The sequence below is a fragment of the Apilactobacillus bombintestini genome, from assembly GCF_003627035.1.
GTDB classification, from domain to species: Bacteria; Bacillota; Bacilli; order Lactobacillales; family Lactobacillaceae; genus Apilactobacillus; species Apilactobacillus bombintestini.
Genome location: NZ_CP032626.1, coordinates 218,891 through 238,401, shown reverse-complemented (window position 1 = coordinate 238,401; position 19,511 = coordinate 218,891). Strand labels below are relative to the sequence as shown.

Annotated in this window: 20 protein-coding genes and 1 other annotated feature; of the genes, 4 read left to right on the top strand and 16 right to left on the bottom strand. The window is 30.8% G+C overall.

All coding sequences use genetic code 11. From position 1 onward, the window contains the following. Positions 1 to 6: 6 nt before the first annotated feature. The 11 genes from glf to D7I45_RS01025 form a co-directional block, all read right to left on the bottom strand. Positions 7 to 1,134, bottom strand: a complete 1,128-nt coding sequence (gene glf / locus D7I45_RS01070) for a UDP-galactopyranose mutase (RefSeq protein ID WP_120783953.1) — start codon at positions 1,132 to 1,134, stop codon at positions 7 to 9. Further along, a complete protein-coding gene (locus D7I45_RS06195) occupies positions 1,055 to 2,383 on the bottom strand; it encodes an O-antigen ligase family protein (RefSeq protein WP_162924059.1) in 1,329 nt (442 codons plus the stop codon). The genes glf and D7I45_RS06195 overlap by 80 nt, the downstream gene beginning before the upstream one ends. 47 nt (positions 2,384 to 2,430) lie before the next feature. Continuing rightward, a complete protein-coding gene (locus tag D7I45_RS01065; protein WP_277949256.1) occupies positions 2,431 to 3,354 on the bottom strand; it encodes a glycosyltransferase in 924 nt (307 codons plus the stop codon). An 11-nt stretch (positions 3,355 to 3,365) separates the two neighbouring features. Further along, positions 3,366 to 4,130, bottom strand: coding sequence for a DUF4422 domain-containing protein (locus D7I45_RS01060; protein ID WP_120783951.1), 765 nt, complete (start codon positions 4,128 to 4,130; stop codon positions 3,366 to 3,368). An 11-nt stretch (positions 4,131 to 4,141) separates the two neighbouring features. Then, entirely contained in the window at positions 4,142 to 4,792 is a 651-nt protein-coding gene (locus tag D7I45_RS01055) for a sugar transferase (protein ID WP_120783950.1), read from the bottom strand. A 160-nt stretch (positions 4,793 to 4,952) separates the two neighbouring features. Next, positions 4,953 to 5,930 (bottom strand): LCP family glycopolymer transferase, encoded by a 978-nt coding sequence (locus D7I45_RS01050; protein WP_422664728.1) that lies wholly within the window; start codon positions 5,928 to 5,930, stop codon positions 4,953 to 4,955. 99 nt (positions 5,931 to 6,029) lie between these two features. Continuing rightward, positions 6,030 to 7,394, bottom strand: a complete 1,365-nt coding sequence (locus tag D7I45_RS01045) for a hypothetical protein (protein ID WP_120783949.1) — start codon at positions 7,392 to 7,394, stop codon at positions 6,030 to 6,032. 95 nt (positions 7,395 to 7,489) lie between these two features. Then, the gene (locus D7I45_RS01040; RefSeq protein ID WP_162924040.1) at positions 7,490 to 7,822 is read right to left on the bottom strand and encodes a hypothetical protein; all 333 of its coding nucleotides are present in this window, start codon (positions 7,820 to 7,822) and stop codon (positions 7,490 to 7,492) included. A gap of 26 nt (positions 7,823 to 7,848) precedes the next feature. Next, entirely contained in the window at positions 7,849 to 8,175 is a 327-nt protein-coding gene (locus D7I45_RS01035; protein ID WP_120783947.1) for a hypothetical protein, read from the bottom strand. Next, positions 8,168 to 9,469 (bottom strand): Y-family DNA polymerase, encoded by a 1,302-nt coding sequence (locus D7I45_RS01030; RefSeq protein ID WP_120783946.1) that lies wholly within the window; start codon positions 9,467 to 9,469, stop codon positions 8,168 to 8,170. Before D7I45_RS01030 ends, D7I45_RS01035 begins: the two co-directional genes overlap by 8 nt. Before the next feature lie 101 nt (positions 9,470 to 9,570). Next, positions 9,571 to 9,885 (bottom strand): SemiSWEET family transporter, encoded by a 315-nt coding sequence (locus tag D7I45_RS01025; protein ID WP_120783945.1) that lies wholly within the window; start codon positions 9,883 to 9,885, stop codon positions 9,571 to 9,573. Between the two features lie 598 nt (positions 9,886 to 10,483). On the opposite strand from D7I45_RS01025, the gene D7I45_RS01020 reads away from it, so the two are divergent. The 3 genes from D7I45_RS01020 to D7I45_RS01010 all read left to right on the top strand — a co-directional run bounded on the left by D7I45_RS01020 (position 10,484) and on the right by D7I45_RS01010 (position 13,498). After that, positions 10,484 to 10,960, top strand: a complete 477-nt coding sequence (locus D7I45_RS01020; protein ID WP_120783944.1) for a hypothetical protein — start codon at positions 10,484 to 10,486, stop codon at positions 10,958 to 10,960. 54 nt (positions 10,961 to 11,014) lie between these two features. After that, positions 11,015 to 11,249: a binding site (T-box leader), on the top strand. A 122-nt stretch (positions 11,250 to 11,371) separates the two neighbouring features. Beyond that, on the top strand, positions 11,372 to 12,745 hold the full coding sequence (gene brnQ / locus D7I45_RS01015; protein ID WP_120783943.1) for a branched-chain amino acid transport system II carrier protein: 1,374 nt from the start codon (positions 11,372 to 11,374) through the stop codon (positions 12,743 to 12,745). Between the two features lie 99 nt (positions 12,746 to 12,844). Beyond that, complete coding sequence (locus D7I45_RS01010; RefSeq protein WP_120783942.1) at positions 12,845 to 13,498, top strand: hypothetical protein; 654 nt, start codon at positions 12,845 to 12,847, stop codon at positions 13,496 to 13,498. Between the two features lie 46 nt (positions 13,499 to 13,544). Here D7I45_RS01010 and D7I45_RS01005 read toward each other — a convergent pair whose 3' ends face one another. The 3 genes from D7I45_RS01005 to D7I45_RS00995 form a co-directional block, all read right to left on the bottom strand. Beyond that, positions 13,545 to 15,176, bottom strand: coding sequence for a glycosyltransferase family protein (locus D7I45_RS01005; protein WP_120783941.1), 1,632 nt, complete (start codon positions 15,174 to 15,176; stop codon positions 13,545 to 13,547). A 118-nt stretch (positions 15,177 to 15,294) separates the two neighbouring features. Continuing rightward, positions 15,295 to 15,906, bottom strand: a complete 612-nt coding sequence (locus D7I45_RS01000) for a LemA family protein (protein ID WP_120783940.1) — start codon at positions 15,904 to 15,906, stop codon at positions 15,295 to 15,297. Positions 15,907 to 15,921: 15 nt separating this feature from the next. Continuing rightward, positions 15,922 to 16,779, bottom strand: a complete 858-nt coding sequence (locus tag D7I45_RS00995) for a TPM domain-containing protein (protein ID WP_120783939.1) — start codon at positions 16,777 to 16,779, stop codon at positions 15,922 to 15,924. A gap of 145 nt (positions 16,780 to 16,924) precedes the next feature. Here D7I45_RS00995 and D7I45_RS00990 point away from each other — a divergent pair, with 145 nt between their 5' ends. After that, a complete protein-coding gene (locus D7I45_RS00990; protein WP_120783938.1) occupies positions 16,925 to 18,097 on the top strand; it encodes a tetratricopeptide repeat protein in 1,173 nt (390 codons plus the stop codon). Between the two features lie 50 nt (positions 18,098 to 18,147). Here the strand turns inward: D7I45_RS00990 and pnuC are convergent, their stop codons facing one another. Together pnuC and D7I45_RS00980 are read right to left on the bottom strand one after the other, a co-directional pair. Continuing rightward, positions 18,148 to 18,894 (bottom strand): nicotinamide riboside transporter PnuC, encoded by a 747-nt coding sequence (pnuC, locus tag D7I45_RS00985; RefSeq protein ID WP_120783937.1) that lies wholly within the window; start codon positions 18,892 to 18,894, stop codon positions 18,148 to 18,150. A 197-nt stretch (positions 18,895 to 19,091) separates the two neighbouring features. After that, a complete protein-coding gene (locus D7I45_RS00980) occupies positions 19,092 to 19,454 on the bottom strand; it encodes a hypothetical protein (protein WP_120783936.1) in 363 nt (120 codons plus the stop codon). Positions 19,455 to 19,511: the final 57 nt, after the last annotated feature.

The following is a 19,511-nucleotide window of genomic DNA, read 5'->3' as shown; positions in this document are numbered from 1 at the left end:
TCAATCTTATTCACCAAATTCTTGCTTTACTAATTGCAACGCTGCCATAATTGTTTGATCCATGTTGTAATAACGGTATTGTCCTAAACGACCTCCAAATACAACATTGCCAGCTTCTTTTTTAGCTAAATCAACATATTGCTTATATAATTCTTTGTTTTTTTGATTGTTAACTGGATAGTAAGGTTCCTTATCACGATTCCAGTTTTGTGGGTATTCATGAGTGATAATAGTTTTACCTTTATCCCCTTTACCAAATTCAAAATGCTTATGTTCAATCACTCTAGTATATGGAGTTTCAGCATCAGTATAGTTAACTACCGCATTTCCTTGGTAGTTGTCAACATCTTTTTCTTCAGTTTTAAAACGCAAACTACGATATTCTAGTTCACCTAATTGATAATTAAAAAATTGATCAATCATACCAGTAAAAATAATCTTGTCGTAACCAGCATTTAAATATTCATCTTTCTTAGCAAAGAAATCTGTATTCAATTTAACGTCAACTAAGTCACTTGATAACATTTTTTCAATAATCTGAGTGTATCCACCAATGGGAATACCTTGATATCGGTCATTGAAGTAGTTGTTATTGTAAGTAAATCTAAATGGTAGTCTACGAATAATAAATGATGGAAGGTCCTTAGCTGAACGACCCCATTGCTTTTCAGTGTATCCCTTAATTAATTTTTCATAGATATCAGTACCAGCTAGTGACAAAGCTTGTTCTTCGAGATTATTAGGCTTTTCTGGAAAATCTAATTCATTCTTTTGTTCTTCAATTTTTTGTTGTGCTTCTGCAGGAGTTTTGACACCCCATAGCTTATTAAAAGTATTCATATTAAATGGCAAGTTATACATTTCACCATTATAGTTAGCAACTGGGCTGTTAATATAATTGTTAAATTCAGCAAATTGATTAACATAGTCCCAAATGTTTTTCATACTAGTATGAAAAATATGAGCACCGTACATGTGTACATTAATTCCATCAATTTCTTTGGTATAAATGTTACCAGCAATATGATTTCTTTTTTCAATTACTGTAACATGGTTACCCCTTTTGGCTGCTTCGTAAGCGAAGGTGGCTCCAAACAGTCCTGATCCAACTACTAGATAATTCAATGTGAACATTCTCCTTTTTTAAATAAGTGGCAAACAAATAAGATAATAATACTAGATAAATATATAATGAATAAACAGTAGTTAATATAAACAATATAAATGTGAAAACACCTAATCCAAAGGTTTTTTTGGAACATTTAAATGACATGAGAGTTGGAACAATGTAAAAAGATATTAAATAAATCCCCCCATATGCTAATGCTTCTATGAATCCCGTGGAAATACCAATATTAAAACCATATCTATCTTTATTCATATTCTGAACAATAGCGTTTGTATTATCTAATCCACTCCCTACAAGAGGATGGTGGATAAAAGTCATAAAACCAGCTTTAAAGTCATCAGCTCTTATACTAGGTGATGATAGTGGTGAATGATCTGATTTAATAAATTTTTCATACAAAACTAAAAATAATAATATAATAATTGTTGCAAAAGCATAAACTCCCTTACGTTTTTTTAAGGTTGATAATAAGTTAATATTATAAATAACAAAGTAATAGTAACTTAACGATAGCATAGCAACAATAATCCCAGTAATCGACATAGTAGATAATATAGTTATCAATAAAATATACATTTCCCAATCATTTTTCTTACACTCTAGAACAAACAGTTTTATAAGAAGACCTATTGATAAAACATATGAATAAATAGGAGCTTCAGAGAAAAAACTACTATTTCTAATAAGATGTATGCTACTTAAATTAGATTGTTGCGTCACAAAATGAACGTAAAAATATCCTGGTAATTCTCTTACTTGATTTGGTAAGGCCCCCCATTCTGATGATAAACTTGAATTAAAGGGTATACCTATATTCGATAAAATCCAAAAAATCATTGAGATACACGCAATAAATACTATAATTTTTTCAATAGTTTTCATGAAAATATGATTATTGTTTTCCAATTCAGAGAAATAAAAATACAATATATAAATTAACGGCATAAACAAGAATGTCAAAAAACTATTAACTTTAAATTTATATATATATGAATTTATCGATAAAAATATAACAACTAGTAACGAAAAAATAATAATGAAATTTCTTATTTTTTTATCATTCTTTATTTTTGGTATAAATAGAAGTATTGATAAAAGCGATATTAATAAAAATAAAAACTTAAATATTTTAATAAGGAACTGATAATGATCAATGTATACAGTATCTGTTTGTAAAATTAAAATAGTAGAACAAACAAAGATTAAAAAAAACATCATTTTTTCTTTAATAGCTGTATTTAGGTGATCTTTCATATGTAAAACCTCCTATAATGATTTTGTCAAAATAAAATATAATACTTCTAGTCAATAACTTTATTAAAAATTGACCATACACAATAACGAAGTACTGTTATAGAAAAAATAATTGATATAATAATTTTTACAAAATTTTTTAATGTTTTATGATCATTGAAAGTATATCTGGCATTAGCAAATTTATTAAATTTATTTTTCTCATGTTCACTGATATTGTTTAATTTTTCATTCAACAATTCAATTGGAATAATTTTCTCATAATTATTTTTTCTCAAAAAATTACCAATGGTTTGAATCAATATATATTGATCATATAGAGTATCGAAACTTATACTATCCATTCTCAAACGCTTTAATATTAATGGCTTCCCTTGATATCCAACTTTAAATCCATATATAAGTGCCCTAGATACAAAATCATAGTCTTCACTATTCATAATTCTATATCCACGTAACTTATTAAAAACTTCTTTCTTGAAAAAGAAGACAGGTCCTATAGCAACATTTCTGTGTGACATGAGCATTTTAATAATTTTTTGGCTAACTCTATCATTCTTACTATAAGTATATTTTCTAGTTAAATCTCCATCATTATTTATGATTGAAAAATTAGAATAAGTAAAGTCAAGGTTATTTTCCATAACAAAAGATAATTGACTTTCCAGTCTATCTTTCCTTGCTATATCATCTGCATCCATTCTTGCTATAAATGATCCTTTTGCCAACTCTATAGCTTTATTTTCTGTTTTTGATAACTTTAAGTTTTTATCGTTAAAAATAATTCTAATTCTATTGTCTTCTTTAGCTTTTTTATTTAAGAATTCCTTAATTTGATTATTTTCGGGATTATCATCAATAATTATATATTCAAAATCCTTATATGTCTGTTTTAAAATAGAATCAATACTTTCATCTAAATCATCGATATCTTCATTATATACTGGCATAATAACGGATATTTTGGGCATTTTAATCATCCTCACTTTTTTAATTTTCTGTATATAAAATTGAAAATCTTTTTAAACCAGTGTTGATTACCTATAAACCCTACTGGTAGTTCCTTATATTTTAAATCGTTATGTTGATCTAACCATACATCTAAAAGTAATTCACTGATGTATCCGTAAACCCTAGCTTCGCTTTGATTCCAGTCAGATATATCCAACTTACTTTCTACTTGTCCCAGTACATCAAATAGCCAAGCAGAATATTCATCAAAAACATCCTTCTTGGCAATAATCATATTAAACATATGAGCGGTTTTCCTATTTAAAACTGCATCATATGAATTTAAATATTCAGGAAATGAATTAGCAATTACTTCTCTAGTAACATCTAATCCTTCTTTTTTATGAGAATGAATATAGTGAGAATAAAGTGTTTCAATAAAATAATTACGCTTTTTTGGAAGAAGTAAATCGTATTCATTCAAATAATTTTCTATTTCCTCATCGGTGACGATATGTTTAAATTTGCTGTTTTGCGTTAAATTCAAAAAATTATTTTCCAAAAATCTTCTATAGTGTACTAACCCTTTTACATCACTATTAGTGTTCTTCCAAATCCAATATTGGGCAGTTAATTCACAATAATTAGCATTTTTACTAGAGATATTTTCTTTAGTATTATCCCTAATATATCCAGGAAAATCTTCCTTGTTCATTCCCACCTGAATAGGTTGATAACCATTCATTTTAGGCAAATTAACTTTTTTATGACTTACAATATAAACCTTCGTATCCATTTAATCCTCCATCAATAAGCATCATTAGGACATATCATAATCCAAACGGTCTTTATGCAAATTTTACAATCTAATAGGAAACTTGCATGTTCTATATAATTTAAATCTAGATCTACCATTTCGGCAAAACTTAAAGAATTTCTTCCACTTACTTGCCATAATCCAGTACATCCCGGTTTAACCATTAATCTTTTTAAATCGTGATTTGTGTACTTGGCAACTTCTTCTGTCAATGGTGGACGAGGTCCTACTAAAGCCATGTCCCCTATTAAAACATTAATAAGTTGTGGCAATTCATCAATACTATGTTTTCTAATAAATTTACCCACTTTAGTTACTCGTGGATCTTCAGACATTTTAAACATAGCACCATCAATTTCATTTAACTCTTGTAATTCTTTCTTTTTAGCATCTGCATTAGTAATCATTGATCTAAATTTAAAGATAGCGAAGTGGTCTCCATCTTTTCCAACACGGGTTTGCGTGTAAAAAATAGGTCCACCATCTTCTAACTTAATGGCAATTATTACTGGTATAGTAACTGGTAGTGTAATAATTAAACCAAATAAGCTAATTATTATGTCAAATACTCGCTTAACAAATAAATAAAACCTGTCATTATTCACGGAATTATCATCCATTCTTTCCAAAGTTAATGGCATCCCCTTGTCCAATGAAATTTTTTAATATAAAAATATTTTAAACATAGCTTTTCTTAAATATGTATTAATACTAAAATACTTTTTTATTATATCATTAACATATGTATAAAAAAAGGTACTAAAAAAGGCGTAAATTAAATAAATCACGCCTTTAAAGTAATTACTTTAAACTATTGTTTAATACATCAGAAATTCTTTGTTGTTCAGCACCAGATACATCTTGGAATGACACACCGTCTAGCATTTGACCAGTACCATGAGCATAATCATTCTTAATATTTTGGTTTGCATTACGATAATGCAAAGCTAGTTGAGTCATATCACTCATAGTCAAATTAGTTTTTAAGTTATGAGAAATAGAATTTAAAAATCCAGTATTCAATACTGTCTTATATGAAATAGCTTTCTTCATTAAAGCGGTTAATACTAAACGTTGTCTAGCTTGACGACCATAATCTCCAGCTGGATCATCATATCTCATTTGTGAGAACCACATTGCTTTAGTTCCATCCATATGTTCTAGTTGACCTTTTTGATAATGTTCTCCATTACTATCAAAAGTTAATGGAGATACTACATCTACCCCTCCTACTTGATCAATAGCTTTTTTCAAGCCACCGAGGCTTAAAGTAATGTAATAATCAATAGGGAACTTAAAGTGATTTTGCAAAGAGTTAATAGCTTCTTTAGGTCCACCATAAGTATAAGCAGCATTAATTTTAGATGGTGAGTATTGTGGAAAGTCAGGTAAGTTTACTTTCATATCACGAGGAATACTTACCATAGTAGTAGTGTTAGTCTTAGGATTCAAAGTAAGAATCATCATACTATCACTTCTACCCTTATATGATCTACCTTGAAAATCTGTATCGGTACCCATAAATAAAATAGATACTGGTTTGTTATCTTTTAATATTTGAGAAGCATCACGTTCGGATTTTGCACCTGAAGATTGATATACTTCATTAGCTACATTTTTAGCATTGTGGTATGCAGCAAATGCGGTACCACCTAAAATAACAATTAAAATAGCAATAATCCATAAAACTACTTTTTTCCAAGTTTTCATATGTTTTTTTGGATTCTTGCGGTTGTTTCTAGCTACACGACTTAAGTTTTGATCATCGTTATTCAAAATAATCACTCTTTCTTTTTATCTCAATTATGTATAACACGATTTATTATACATCAAAATAACACAAATAATGAACATTTACTACAAATATAAACATCATTATCATTTATTATTAACTATTACATTGTCGAAAACACCATTAAATAAAGCCTGGTTATCACTTCCGGTAACATGTCCCGTATTAAAATTATTTATTTTAACTTGTTTATTCATGTACTTAATGTACACCATTTTTTCAATAATAGTATTTACATTTTGTTTAGAATTTATATTAATTACTTGATTAGTATTTTCCTGATAATCTTGTACTGAACTAGCTAGAGAAGCAGTAGGTAAATCATAATTCATAAATTGATTGCTACCTAGAAAACCTACATTAATACCAATTATCACTACTAATGCACTAAACAATAACGAAACGCTAAAAGTATTGCTTAAATGATTCACGGGTTTCTTAGACATATTAGATACAATTACCATAATAAAGAATATTAGTAGCGAGTAGATAGGATAAGCATATCTAGCAATATAAATAGGACGCAATAATAACGAGATAATAATCCCACTAATGGTAGTTAATACATATACAGATAACAAAATGGTTAATGCACTTTTAAATTTATCTGACATGTTACGATATGCCCAAATAATAGGATAAATAGCAATAGCAATAAGTGCTATAGCATACCATTGACTAGTATCTGATCCAAATACATCGGTAAATAAGTTAATAAAATTACCACGAACTGTATCCCAACTAACTGCGGGAATCCAATAGTTAGAAGAAATGCGATTCATTTGCAAGAATGCCACTACTCCCCAGGGAGTAAACATTATTAAAAATATTTCGATAGCTCGGATAATAGTGTGTCCATCATACTTATTAAATTGAAATTTAATAAAGTATAGTAGTAACAGCCAACCAGCTGCTATCGCCGCAAAATAATGCGTATAAGATGCTAGTGACGCAAATAATACGGATAGAAAGATATGTCCTACTTTATGCGAATTATCATAGTGCTGCAATTGATTAAACAATAATGCTAATAATAATGCAGCTAAAGCATACATACGAAGTTGCGTAGAATAGCGCATCACACTAGGTGCTAGGAAAAAACCAGCCCATTGGATGGCATTTCCACCAGGAGCTCCCATATTTTTAACTGTTTTAGATAGAACCACGAACGTACCAATGGCTAGTAAATAGGAAAATAGTCGTGCAAAAATTACTTTAGTAAATAAGGATGTGGTCCAAAAAGTCGTAATGTTTAAGAAAAATTTCAATAGTATATAGTACAAAGGCGGATGCACATCTAACGCATCCAAACGAATAATATTACCATAATTATGGCTAATCAATGCCATAGTAAAGCTTTCATCACGCCAAATAGTAGGATGCATAAAAAATAGCATGTAAACTATCGACAATAAAAATAGGCTTAAAGTTATCTTGGCCTTTTTATTCATTCTTTAATCACACCTCTTCAATAATTAACTTCATTATACCAGAGCTAACGGTTCACTATAAATAAAAAGAGCAACTGCTATCATCTACAGTTGCCCTACTCTACAATCAATATTTTATTTATGGATAATTTTAATTCTGAAGTATCATCTAAGATTTGGACTACATCATCTTCTAAAATCTGTACGTTACCTTGCACACTCTGCTTTTCACCATCTCCATCTAGATAGGTAATTAATGCTACTTGATGATGTTTTCCTTTATTAATAAGCGTGTGAAAAATCTCTTTCTTATTCATATAAGAGAAACTATCATCAACCAATGAACGCTTTTCTTTTCGAATAACACTAACATGATCGGATAACATAAACCCTTGCCATTTTATCATCCCTCGATCATGATAATAATAATCAAAGAAATTTTGTACCATTTCATTATTAATATTATGGTCGAGCATTAGCTAGCATCTCTTTTCGGACGTTGAATATAAGTATTCTTACTATTCCACTTAATGCCTTCAAAGCCAGCAAATACTACCGTTAGTTTTAATTGTTGGTTAATCCTATCTAAAATTTCTTCTAAATCTGCAATCCAACTACTTCTTACGTGATGGAGTGGAGTCACTCTAGTAATGTGACCAGGTTTATATCTAATCATATAAAAATTAAATTGTTCATCGAAATGATCAAGCACTACTTTAAAACGATATTGCACATTTAATTCTCGTTTAAACAATGGTAAAGCACGCTCTAATATCAATTGTGCAGTTTGTTCATTAGTCATAAGCATTTCCTCCATTATGACCACCCACTAATCCAGCACGATTCAACATAGTAGCACCTTTTTCTAAGCTATGTGCTTTGAAAACAGAAGTAGCACCATATTTATCTCTTATTTGATCAGCAACGTGGTCTAATTTTGATTTTTTAATTTCTTTTTCAGTATCTGCAAATAAATCTAATTGTTGGGTATTGCTATTGCTTAGTCGGGTATACGACACCCCGATATTTCTAATCTTTTCACCATGCCAATATTTATGGAACAAATCTAACACAGTACCCACCAATTCACGATTATCAGAGGTAGTAGTAACCTTCGTTTCATGTGAAACACTAGAACGTTCCCCCTTCTCTGTGCTCTCTACATAAGAAAACCCTAAGTATAAATGAACACAGCTAGTTTGCTTCCTTCTGTGGCGTAATCGAGATGCCACTTGTTCGGCAATTTCAGTAATAACTACTTCTAGTTCACGTCTATCGGAATAATCACGTGGTAGAACTTGCGAATTGGACAATCCTTTATCTCGTACGGGTACTTTTTGATCTAATTGAGCTCGATCAATTCCCCATGCTAGTGCAAACAATTGAAAGCCAATAACGCCTAAATGAGCTTTTAATTGATAAGGATTGGTGTGTGCTAATTCTCTTAAATTATGAATACCTAATTTAGCTAGATTGGCTTCAGTATGTTTTCCAATACTCCAGATTTTGCTAATAGGTTCTATGTCCCACACATTTTTTGTGAAATTATCATAACTAAGTTGTCCTACTAAATCATGGTTATGTTTAGCAAATAAATCTAGCGCTAACTTAGCCTGTGTAGGATTCTCACCAATTCCTACCGTAGTATATAAACCTAAGCGTTTCCGAACGGTCTTTTGGATTTTTCTAGCTACTTCAGCAGGACTATTGCCAAACAATTTCCACGAATGTGTTAAATCCAAGATAGATTCATCGATAGAATAAGCAAAGCAATGGTCCTCATCGACGAATTCATGAAAAATCTTATTAATTGCCATATTTTTTTGAATATATAAATTCATGCGAGGAGGAACTACGATTAATGAATCATCCCAAGGTAAATCACGCTTACGTGTGACGTTAGTAATATGAAACCTTTTCTTCGCCATTGGTGAGGATGCTAATATCAATCCACCGTTGGTGTTGTCTTGATCTGACATTACTACCAAGCTAGCCGTAAGTGGATTCAACCCTAGTTGAATGCACTCTACACTGGCATAAAACGACTTATTATCAATCACCATAAATACCCCATGTGGTTCCTTAGAATAATCCACGGTAGTTCCTCCTTTCTATAAAATATATTATACGAACAAACGTTCTAATTTGCAAATAAAAAAACAGACCTTTTAAAGATCTGCTTTCCAATGACATTTTATTAGTGAATGTAGACTGTAATTAAAGTTAAAATGCCAAAGATTACTCCAGGAACATTAGAAATAATCAAAGGCCAGTCTTTATAAGTCTTAAACCAACCATATAAAGTCCATAAAGTAGCATTAATAGTAGCTACTAGTGGTTGAATAGGACTAACGGGATCCCCTGCAAAGTTTTGCATGATTTGTGGAATGTATGCAATATACATTAGCGATGACGTAAAAATAGCCACCTTACTCATAATCTTTAGATTACGAATACGTCTTTCAGAAACTTCTTTACGTTTCTCTTTTGGTACATAATTATCAACTTTCATGTCTTAATTATCTCCTTGTACTTATACTTTACAAATTGACATTTATCCATTTATTAAATGGTTGTAAGTATAGTAATATTATAACACTCCCTAAATCAAGACATTACTATTATGAATCTAATCAAAAATATAAAATAATTCAAACTCTATTATATGATAATAAAAAAGAGTCCTTACTAAAAGGAACTCTTGTCATAGTTATATAATAAGTTTCATTATTATATAATTGAGTTAATCATGCCCTAATAATCACTCATGAGTAATCTTATCATAGTCTTGCATACACTTCACCATAAAATCTGAAAAAGAACTAATTTATTAATTATCTCTTTTTTATTTTTGACAAAATGATAATATAGTCTAATGTTGTTTATAGAAAAGGATGTGTTTAATATGAAGTACAAAAAAAACTATTATAACTATCATTACTGTACTAGTAGTCATAGTTTTAGGAATCACTGCTAAACAATTTTTCTATTCTTCTACCATTCCCCAAAGTACTGGGCTTTCATCTAGTTCAAATTCATCATCTAATAAATCTGAAAAAATTATCCAATCTACTAGCACTTTTTCTAGTTCATCATCTAGTAGAAGTAGTATGAAAGTAAAAAAGATTCATAAAAAACATAAAAACAGCAAGAAAATAAATAAAGCTAAATTGCCACTAACCGTCCGTGGTAATTTCAAACCTATTACAAAAGATTTTTATGGTAACTGGTACTACGGTAACCAACCTAAAATTGTAGTTCAAGATTACCTATTTAGAGGAGATCATCCCACTGACCCAGTTTCTGGACCAGGACCATTAGTTATGCAAAGATATGGCAATACCAACGCTGTATATATTCGTTCTCTATATGCCATGAATACCTATTGGCCAGCTACTTTAAAAGTTAATGATCAACAATCCTACTCCGTTATGGTAACTAGCAACGCTAAGAAGTTTAATGACTTTAAGATATACACTAGTGTCCCTACTGATCAGCCTATTAAAGAATTTGTCTACGCTAATAGTCATCCCGAACTAGTAGACAATCATAACCTCTCCATGGATCAGTTAAACGGTCTTAAATAATTTATTTGACTTTCTATTTTTTTACTGATATATTTTTCTAGTAATAATTCAATTATAAAAGCTATGAAAAAGCAGAGTAGCTATACTATGAGTTTAAGAGAGTCTCTGGTTTCTGCAAATGAGATATCCATAATATAGTGAAAGTATCTTTGGAGCTATATACCGAAATCTAACGAGAGTAACGTATATTGGGTACACCCATTATTGTGTTAGCGTATTTTTAGTACGTGAAGTGGTCAAACTACGTTTTTGGCAATTAAGGTGGTACCGTGTTTCTTGCACCCTTGGTTCAATATGAATCAAGGGTGTTTTTTTATGGTTAAAAAAGGAGATGATGATTGCATGAAAAATGTCGTGAGTAATTAACACCCGGTTTCATCTCAACTTACGAAATTTAAAGGAGGAATCATCATGTCTGATGAAATTAAAGACATTAATAATAAACCGTTATCTATTCGCCAATATCTAATTATTGGATCAATGTTATTTGCCCTATTTTTTGGTGCAGGTAATTTAATTTTCCCATTACATTTAGGTCAATTATCCGGTGCTAACTGGATACCTGCAACTTTAGGCTTTTTAGTATCAGGAGTATTACTACCCTTACTATCCGTGTTAGCCATTAGTATTTCTAAATCTAAAGGTGTTTATGATATTGCTAAGCCACTAGGTGGCGCTTTTGCTATTATTTTCTTAGTCCTAGTACATTCTACTTTAGGACCTTTATTTGCCACTCCTAGAACGGCTAGCGTTAACTTTACTGTAGGTATTCAACCTTTTATTCCTAGTCACTATGTAAAACTAGCTATGCTTATTTTTACCGCACTATTCTTTATTGCTACTTACTACTTGTCATACCAAACTTCTAGCATTATCAATAATTTAGGTAAAATCTTAAATCCCTTATTTTTAGCATTACTATTTTTATCCTTTTTATTAGCTTTTCTACATCCTATGGGACAAGCTGCTCTACAACCTGTCACTGCAGCTTATCATCACCAATCATTCTTTAATGGTTTTCTACAAGGTTATAACACTATGGATGCCTTAGCTGGATTGGCTTTCGGAGTTACCGTGGTATCCGCTGTTAATGCACTAGGTAAGACTTCAGCAAAATCTAACGCCAAAGTTACTGCTCGTGCAGGATTAATATCGGAAGCATTAGTAGGTATTATCTATATTATTTTAATTTGGATTGGTGCCACTTCATTAAATCTATTTAAGATTAGTACCGATGAAGGTGGAACTACTTTCAACCAATTCATGGGACATTACTTAGGGGTTACTGGTCATGCCTTATTAGCCACTTTAATGACACTAACTTGTGTGACTACTGCTGTAGGTTTAGTAGCTGCCTTTGCCCAAGATTTTCATAATCATTTTCCTAAATTTTCGTATCATCAATGGTTAGGTTTTAATTGTCTAATATCATTTATTATCGCTAACGAAGGTTTGAACTTAATTATTACTTGGTCTACTCCAGTATTAATGTTCTTGTATCCTTTCGCTATTGTTTTAATTTTATTAGGACTATTCTCCCCCTTAATTGACAAAGATCGCAATGTGTACCTTTGGACGATTATTTTTACTTTAGTTCCTGCTTTCTTTGATATGCTAGCAGCATTGCCTCCAGTGGTTAAAAACATTGCTTGGTTGCATAGTATTATTAATTGGGAACAACACCTCCTACCCTTTGCATCCATAGGTATGGACTGGGTTTTACCAGCTATCATAGGCGCTGCTATTGGATTTATCATTTTTCAAGTTAAAAAACATCATAATTAATAAATAACCGTTCTTTAATCAAAGGACGGTTATTTTAGTTACTTTTATGATAATTAAAGTGCTAAAATTAAACTATAGAAAAGAATATGGAGGCGTCTTATGAAAAAAATATCTATTCTAGCGATTACTTTAATATCCATTGTTACTTTGAGTGCTTGTTCAGTACATTCTAAAAAGACTGCGCTAAAGAGAGCATCCACAGTTACGCCTACCGAAAAGGTAAAGTTAGCTAATCAAAAGAATCAAACTCAATTAATTACTAAGAAGGGTACCATTACTTTTTACAAATCTTATCGTGGCCGTAGTTATGACAACCATACTAAAAAGCATTCTAATATGATTATGTACAGCTTCAAGGCTACTAATAAGACCAATAAAATGATCACTGCGGGTCAAATCGTAAATAATACTAAGTTAGTTATGATGGCCAAGGTACACGGTAAAACTAAAATGTTTACTGAACCTCTAGCCTACTCTTCTGCTTACTCTAGCAAGCATTTTAACCAACAAGCTAAGTTGAATGCTTTCGACGAAAGTTGGAACAATGAACCTATCAAGCCACATAAAACTATTACCGTAACTAGTATAGATGCATTCCCACTATTAAAGAATAAATCTAACAACCAATGGTTACGTGTAGTAAGACAAGATGATTACACCAAGAACTCTGTAATTGATAAGAAGTATAAACGATTAAACTTAACTCGTATTCACGCTAAAAATGTTAAAGAACCTGTCGATATTATTAAATAATTGTAAAAGAAAAGCGCTGAACTTAATGTTCAACGCTTTTTATTTATTATTTATTTTTACGTTTTAATATCAATGATCTAATCCATGCAAACCCCAAAATAATAACTCCTAATGCACTTAAAATATATGAAAGATAATCATACCAAGACTTGTGTACAATTACTTGTACAGTATGTTTTCCTTTATTTATATGTCCTAGCGTTAATTGAGAATGATTATCTGAATGGAACTTAGCATTCTTATCATCAACTTTAACTTGATAATCAATATCATTGTAAATTAAGAATGGCATCTTTAATGATTTGGTAGATTTATCTAACTTAAATGCAAATTTACCATTTCCAAGCAATCTAGTCGTAGTTTTTTTATTGTTATAGACTATCGAATGACTATTCATATCATTAAAAGCACTCATAGAATTTTGAGGAAGGTAGTCTGTATATAAACGTGTTATAGACTGATAATTAAGCGGTGTAGATCTACCATAATCTACAAGATTTCTTTGCCCAACAATTTGAGCTAACATAATTATAATAGTTATTGAAAATAAATATATATGGTTTTCTTTCTTATTTTTGCATAATTGAACTGTTTCTTCAGCAAAAAGATAACTTAATAATAGTTGCGGAACTATATACACTCTCCACGTGGATTGAAAAGTATCAGCTAGAAAGGTATGCGTTAAATAATTCCAAGGAAAAAAAGAACTTCCAATAAACAATACTAAAATAGCCAATAAAAAAATTTGTTTAGAATATTTAGATAAAACTTTGAATCTAACAATAGATAAAATAAACCCAATCACCGCAAAAATTGTAATATATTGGTTTACAGTATTATTAAAAGTAGGTAATAGCCATGTATTGATGTCAGTTCCCACTAATGCAGGAGTTGTATATGGCATAGTAACAACATTATTGGACATTAATTGTGAAAAGGGAAGCCAATATATGCTGCTTATTAAAAGAGCAATTACAATTGCTTTAAAAATAGACAGTGTCACTTTTTTATCTCTTAACTTTCCATAATTAGCAATTATGAAAAATAGAACCATTAAAGCGGACATAACTGCTGTTATTACGTGGCAAAGACTTATTGCACTAATTCCAATAGCTAATTCTTTCCATTTATAATTATTTATCAACATAAATGTTCCAAATAACACCATTGGAAGATAAATTAGTGATGAAGTCATACCAATATCAGTTATTTGAAAACTTAAGCCTAGTACAGTGGTAGAAATAGTATAACTAAGTGAAAACAAGAAACTAATCTTCTTATTATTGTTAAATGTATAGCAAGCAAAATACGCAATAATTAACCCCAGAAAGTTTCTAAGCATAAATGAAATATAAATTAGATTAAAAAAAGATTTTACAAACAATGCAATAATTGACATAGGAATAATATTAATTTTTGGATACATAGACATGGCAGCTGATCCACTTTGAAAAAATTGGTTTAGTGCAACATCTGAAAAGAATCCTGCCGTCCCTATGGAAGATTTAATTTCTTGGATTCTCTGCCAGTGAAAATAGATATCATAAGTAAAACCAAATGTTTGTGATTTTAATAAATAAAGACCGCTCAACACTGATATAATTGAAAACATACAAACAATAAATATATTACTTCTAATTATTTTATACAAATTTTCAAGATTAATTTTTTTAGCCATAACTTAACTCCTTATATGTATTAACAATTAACCATTGTATCATTAAACAAGTATTAACTCTAGATAACAAAAAGCGACTAGACTATTTATCTAATCGCTTTTTATTTTTTCTTATATATTAAAAATTCACGCTAGGTGTCTTTTGAGCATTATCATCAGCAGTAAAGTAATGAGCTTTATGATGACCTGTTATTCCTGCCACTACGGAACCAGGGAATTTAACTAACTTATCATTGTAAGCACGTGCTGCTTTATTGTAACGATTACGTTCCACACTAATACGGTTTTCACTACCTTCTAGTTGTACCATTAATGTTTGCATATTACTGTTAGATCCTAAGTTAGGGTAAGCTTCCTTAATAGAACCAACTAAAACATTTAATGAACGTTCTTGAGAACTTAAAGCTTTCACTTTATCAGAAGCAGAATTGGAATTATTATACTTATTCTTAGCATTGTAATATTCAGTTCTAGCCTGTGCGATATCTGAATATACCGATTTTTCTTGTTTTTGTTGACCTTTAACAGCGTTCACTAAATTAGGAATTAAATCAGCACGACGTTGCAATACTGTTTGTACCTGTCCTAATTGTTCTTCCACACCCTGTTCACTAGTAGCCATGCCATTAGATGATTTAATAAAGCCACCAATTAATCCTAATAGCACTACCACTACTACAGCTAGTGAAATGAACCAGCCTTTTTTATAAAATTGTTTGTTTTCAATCATATTGTAATCTCCTTTTTAAATAGAGGAGCCGCCACCTCCGAAGTCACCGCCTCCGCCGGAGCTACCAAAGCCACCAGCGTCACCGAAGCCTCCGGAATCGCCGAAACCTCCAAATGAATTATCTATAGATCCACTGGAACCAATTAAACTACCTGCTAAGGCGCCTAACCAGAATCCATCGGAAGAATCACGACGTCCTCCGCCGGGACCACCACGATGATTATCATCGTCATTATTATGACGTATTAAGAAGATAACCACTCCGATACCTACAATAACGGCTATAATTCCTAATAGTAACCCCATCATGGTATTTTTATTTTTATTAGTTTGTTGTTTTTTTCTAGCTTCATTTAACGACATCTTTAAGTATCGTTTATTAATAACGGTGGATACTCGTTGAAAAACATTTCGTAATCCCGTATTTACATCTTCTGGATTACTGGACTTCAATAAACCTTTATTATCTTGTAAAATTTGATTAGTAGTAGCATCCGGAAGGATATCTTCTACTCCATAACCCGTACTAATACGAACGTTATTATTACCATTATTTTGGGCAAATAAGATTAGAACACCATTGTCGAGACCTTTTTTACCAATATTCCAACGAGCATGTTCTAATACATCATCTGAAAAATTATCAATATTTTCATCATTAGTAGACTTAACCGTCATTAACACAATTTGTGGATGAGTTTCTGTCTTTTGATATTGTTTTTCTTGATTAATGACCATCTGTTTGGTGGTATCATCTAAAATTTGTGCATAGTCATCCACCACGTATTCACGTGTAGGTGTAGGATTAGTCGATTCAGCATGACTAACCACTGGTGTAGCTAACATAGCTATTAGTGGCACTAGCAATGCCATTAATCTTTTTAAAAATCTCGTAATATCGACTCCCCTTCACCAATTTATAAAACATATTACACAACTATTGTATTATAGTAAAGTTTTTTTATTTTTTAAAATCTATTATAATATATCTAACTAATATATTTCAGGAGTTGTATTTATGGAAGAACTCGATTTGGGAAAAGATAATACCAAACAATTAAATAAATTTATGGAATTAGCACTAAAGAGTTCCGAAGCAGATAAACGTGATGAAACTATTGCTTTACTTAGCTCCGCTATTTCTTTATATCCAGCTAACGCCATTACTGCTGAAGAATTAAATGGTTCTGTGCCTAGTCGTTCCGAAGTATTAACTAAATTAGGTATGTTATTTACCAATTCCGCAGCTAACCTAGATCCCACTGGAATCCATTTATTCCAACAAGCATTAGTTTATAATCCGGATTATGTATCTGCTAACTTCTATCTAGGTAAAATCTTATTAAATAATGGAAACATAGCAGAAGCACATTACTACTTAGAACGTGCTTTCAAAAATACTATCGAAAATGATCGTTTCTATGGACCCGTTAAAAAAATGATAGATGAAACTGTGAATAAAAAAGATTTAGGCGATCCTATTTTTGCCGTGGATTATTTAATCGGTCAAGCTGTATCTCATACCTTAGTAGAAAACCCTATTGGTACTTTTAAAAAAATGAGTTTCGATAAAATCGAAAATAAATATGATGCTAATGTACAAATGTTTCCTACTGAAGAAAGTAAACAAAAGTTAGATAAGATTCGTGAATTTAATTCTAACCATGGTTTTAAACAAGAATCCTTTGATGAATTTTTACCTGCTAACCTACCTTTATTTGAAGAAAACAATCAATTATCAGTATTTTTAGGAGAAGGTTATACCTTAGTAGATGAAGGTGCCGAAATCTATGACGTATGTGGCTTAAATGTAGATACTTCATTATCATTTACTTGCTATAAATTAATTAAAAATGATACTGACCAACTTTCCTATCTATTGTTAGCTGGTAAAAGTCCATTAGAATTAAAAGAACGTAAATTACGTGAGAACGAAGCGTCATCTTATGGACAAAAGATTTTTGATGTATATAAAAATCAAATCATCTTCAATGAAGATGCTCTTCCTGAATTTATGACTGCATTAGCTAAGGACTACTTTAATGATCAATTTACTGCCGAAGATATTAATAATATCTTAGTAAACGGAATCAAAGATATAACATTTAATCAATCATTAGATATACACGAAAAATTCCAATTAAATGATTCTAGAATTAAAATCTTAATTGATACCAATCAAAAAGCATAAAAAATAAGCTATCCAAATGGATAGCTTATTTTATTTATAATTTAAAAATGTTAATTTTCTACTTTGGCAGCGTATGCTTGTTCTTCTTTCATCAAGCGCTTCTTTTCACGTTCGTTGAACCATGGTGAAATAGTGAAAGCTAGAATATCGTTAGCAACGTATACCGCACTATTTACAAACATAGCAAGAGTAGCTGAACCTTGACGGAAAGTAATGAACCATAGCACTACTTGTGCTAATCCAGAAGCTAACCACCAGAAGTATTGGTTGTTGTAACGTAGGAAACAAATGATTCCGGCAGTTAAACAAACAGCAAAACTGAAGGCATCGTAGAATGGACGAGGTTCGTTAGTTAAAGCTTGGATAGCAAAGCCAGAAACTAAGTAAACTACTAAGGTAAATACAATAGAAATCACCCAACTTTTAGCAGTGAACTTACGGATCTTAGAAACCATGTTCACATTCCAGTTCTTACTTACTAATACTGGAATATCTAGTGTAATTACATATGCTAATTGTTCACCAATACTTAGGAAGTTCTTAGCAGAAAAACCTACGATAATGAAACAAATAGCAGATAAAATACCTAATACACCATTAACGGATTTAGCAGCGTTAATTGCTAGAACACAAAGAACACCTAAAGTAGTTCCGATGAAAGTTAAAATTGATAACCAAGTGATTGGTTCATTAACTAAAGTCATAACTTGGCAACCTAAACTAAAGAAGAATAAGTAATAATTTTGTTGTGGCCAACCCTTTAATTGATGAGCTAAAAATTTAAAATATGCTGACACAGTGAAAAACCCTTTCGTATAAAAATTAACACTACTAATAGAAATTATTTATGTATGCATACAATATGTAGTGTCTATTCATTAAAAACAACACTATATATTCTAACATTCTGTGTTGATTTCGCAACTGGGTTTTATACACTGAATCTTGTCAACGCTATTCATATCGCTACTTATCGGAAAATAATTAAATTTTTTTAATATTTAGGACGGGGTTCAATCACTAATGAACTAAAGAAAATACCTAATATCATCAATAAAATAACCCCTACTGTTATATTGTTGATCCAGTGAATAACTACTAGTAAGGATATAATAATCGCAATTAGAAATAATACGGTTTCTTTGAATTCATTACCCGCTTGTTTTTCACGATGAAATAATACATGTAAATACTTGTTCTTACGATTAAGCATCACGATTAATAGATATACTACTAATAAAATTAATGCAGTATACCCCCATGGAATTCCTACGGCTTGGCAAATCATAAGTGCTACCGATAGTGGTAACCATAGAATAATTAATTCGAAGAAAAAGTAGGAAAAATCAAAATTCATTTCTGCTCTCTCCTTTAAGAATATTTTAGTTTTTATTGTATCATTACTACGTTAAAT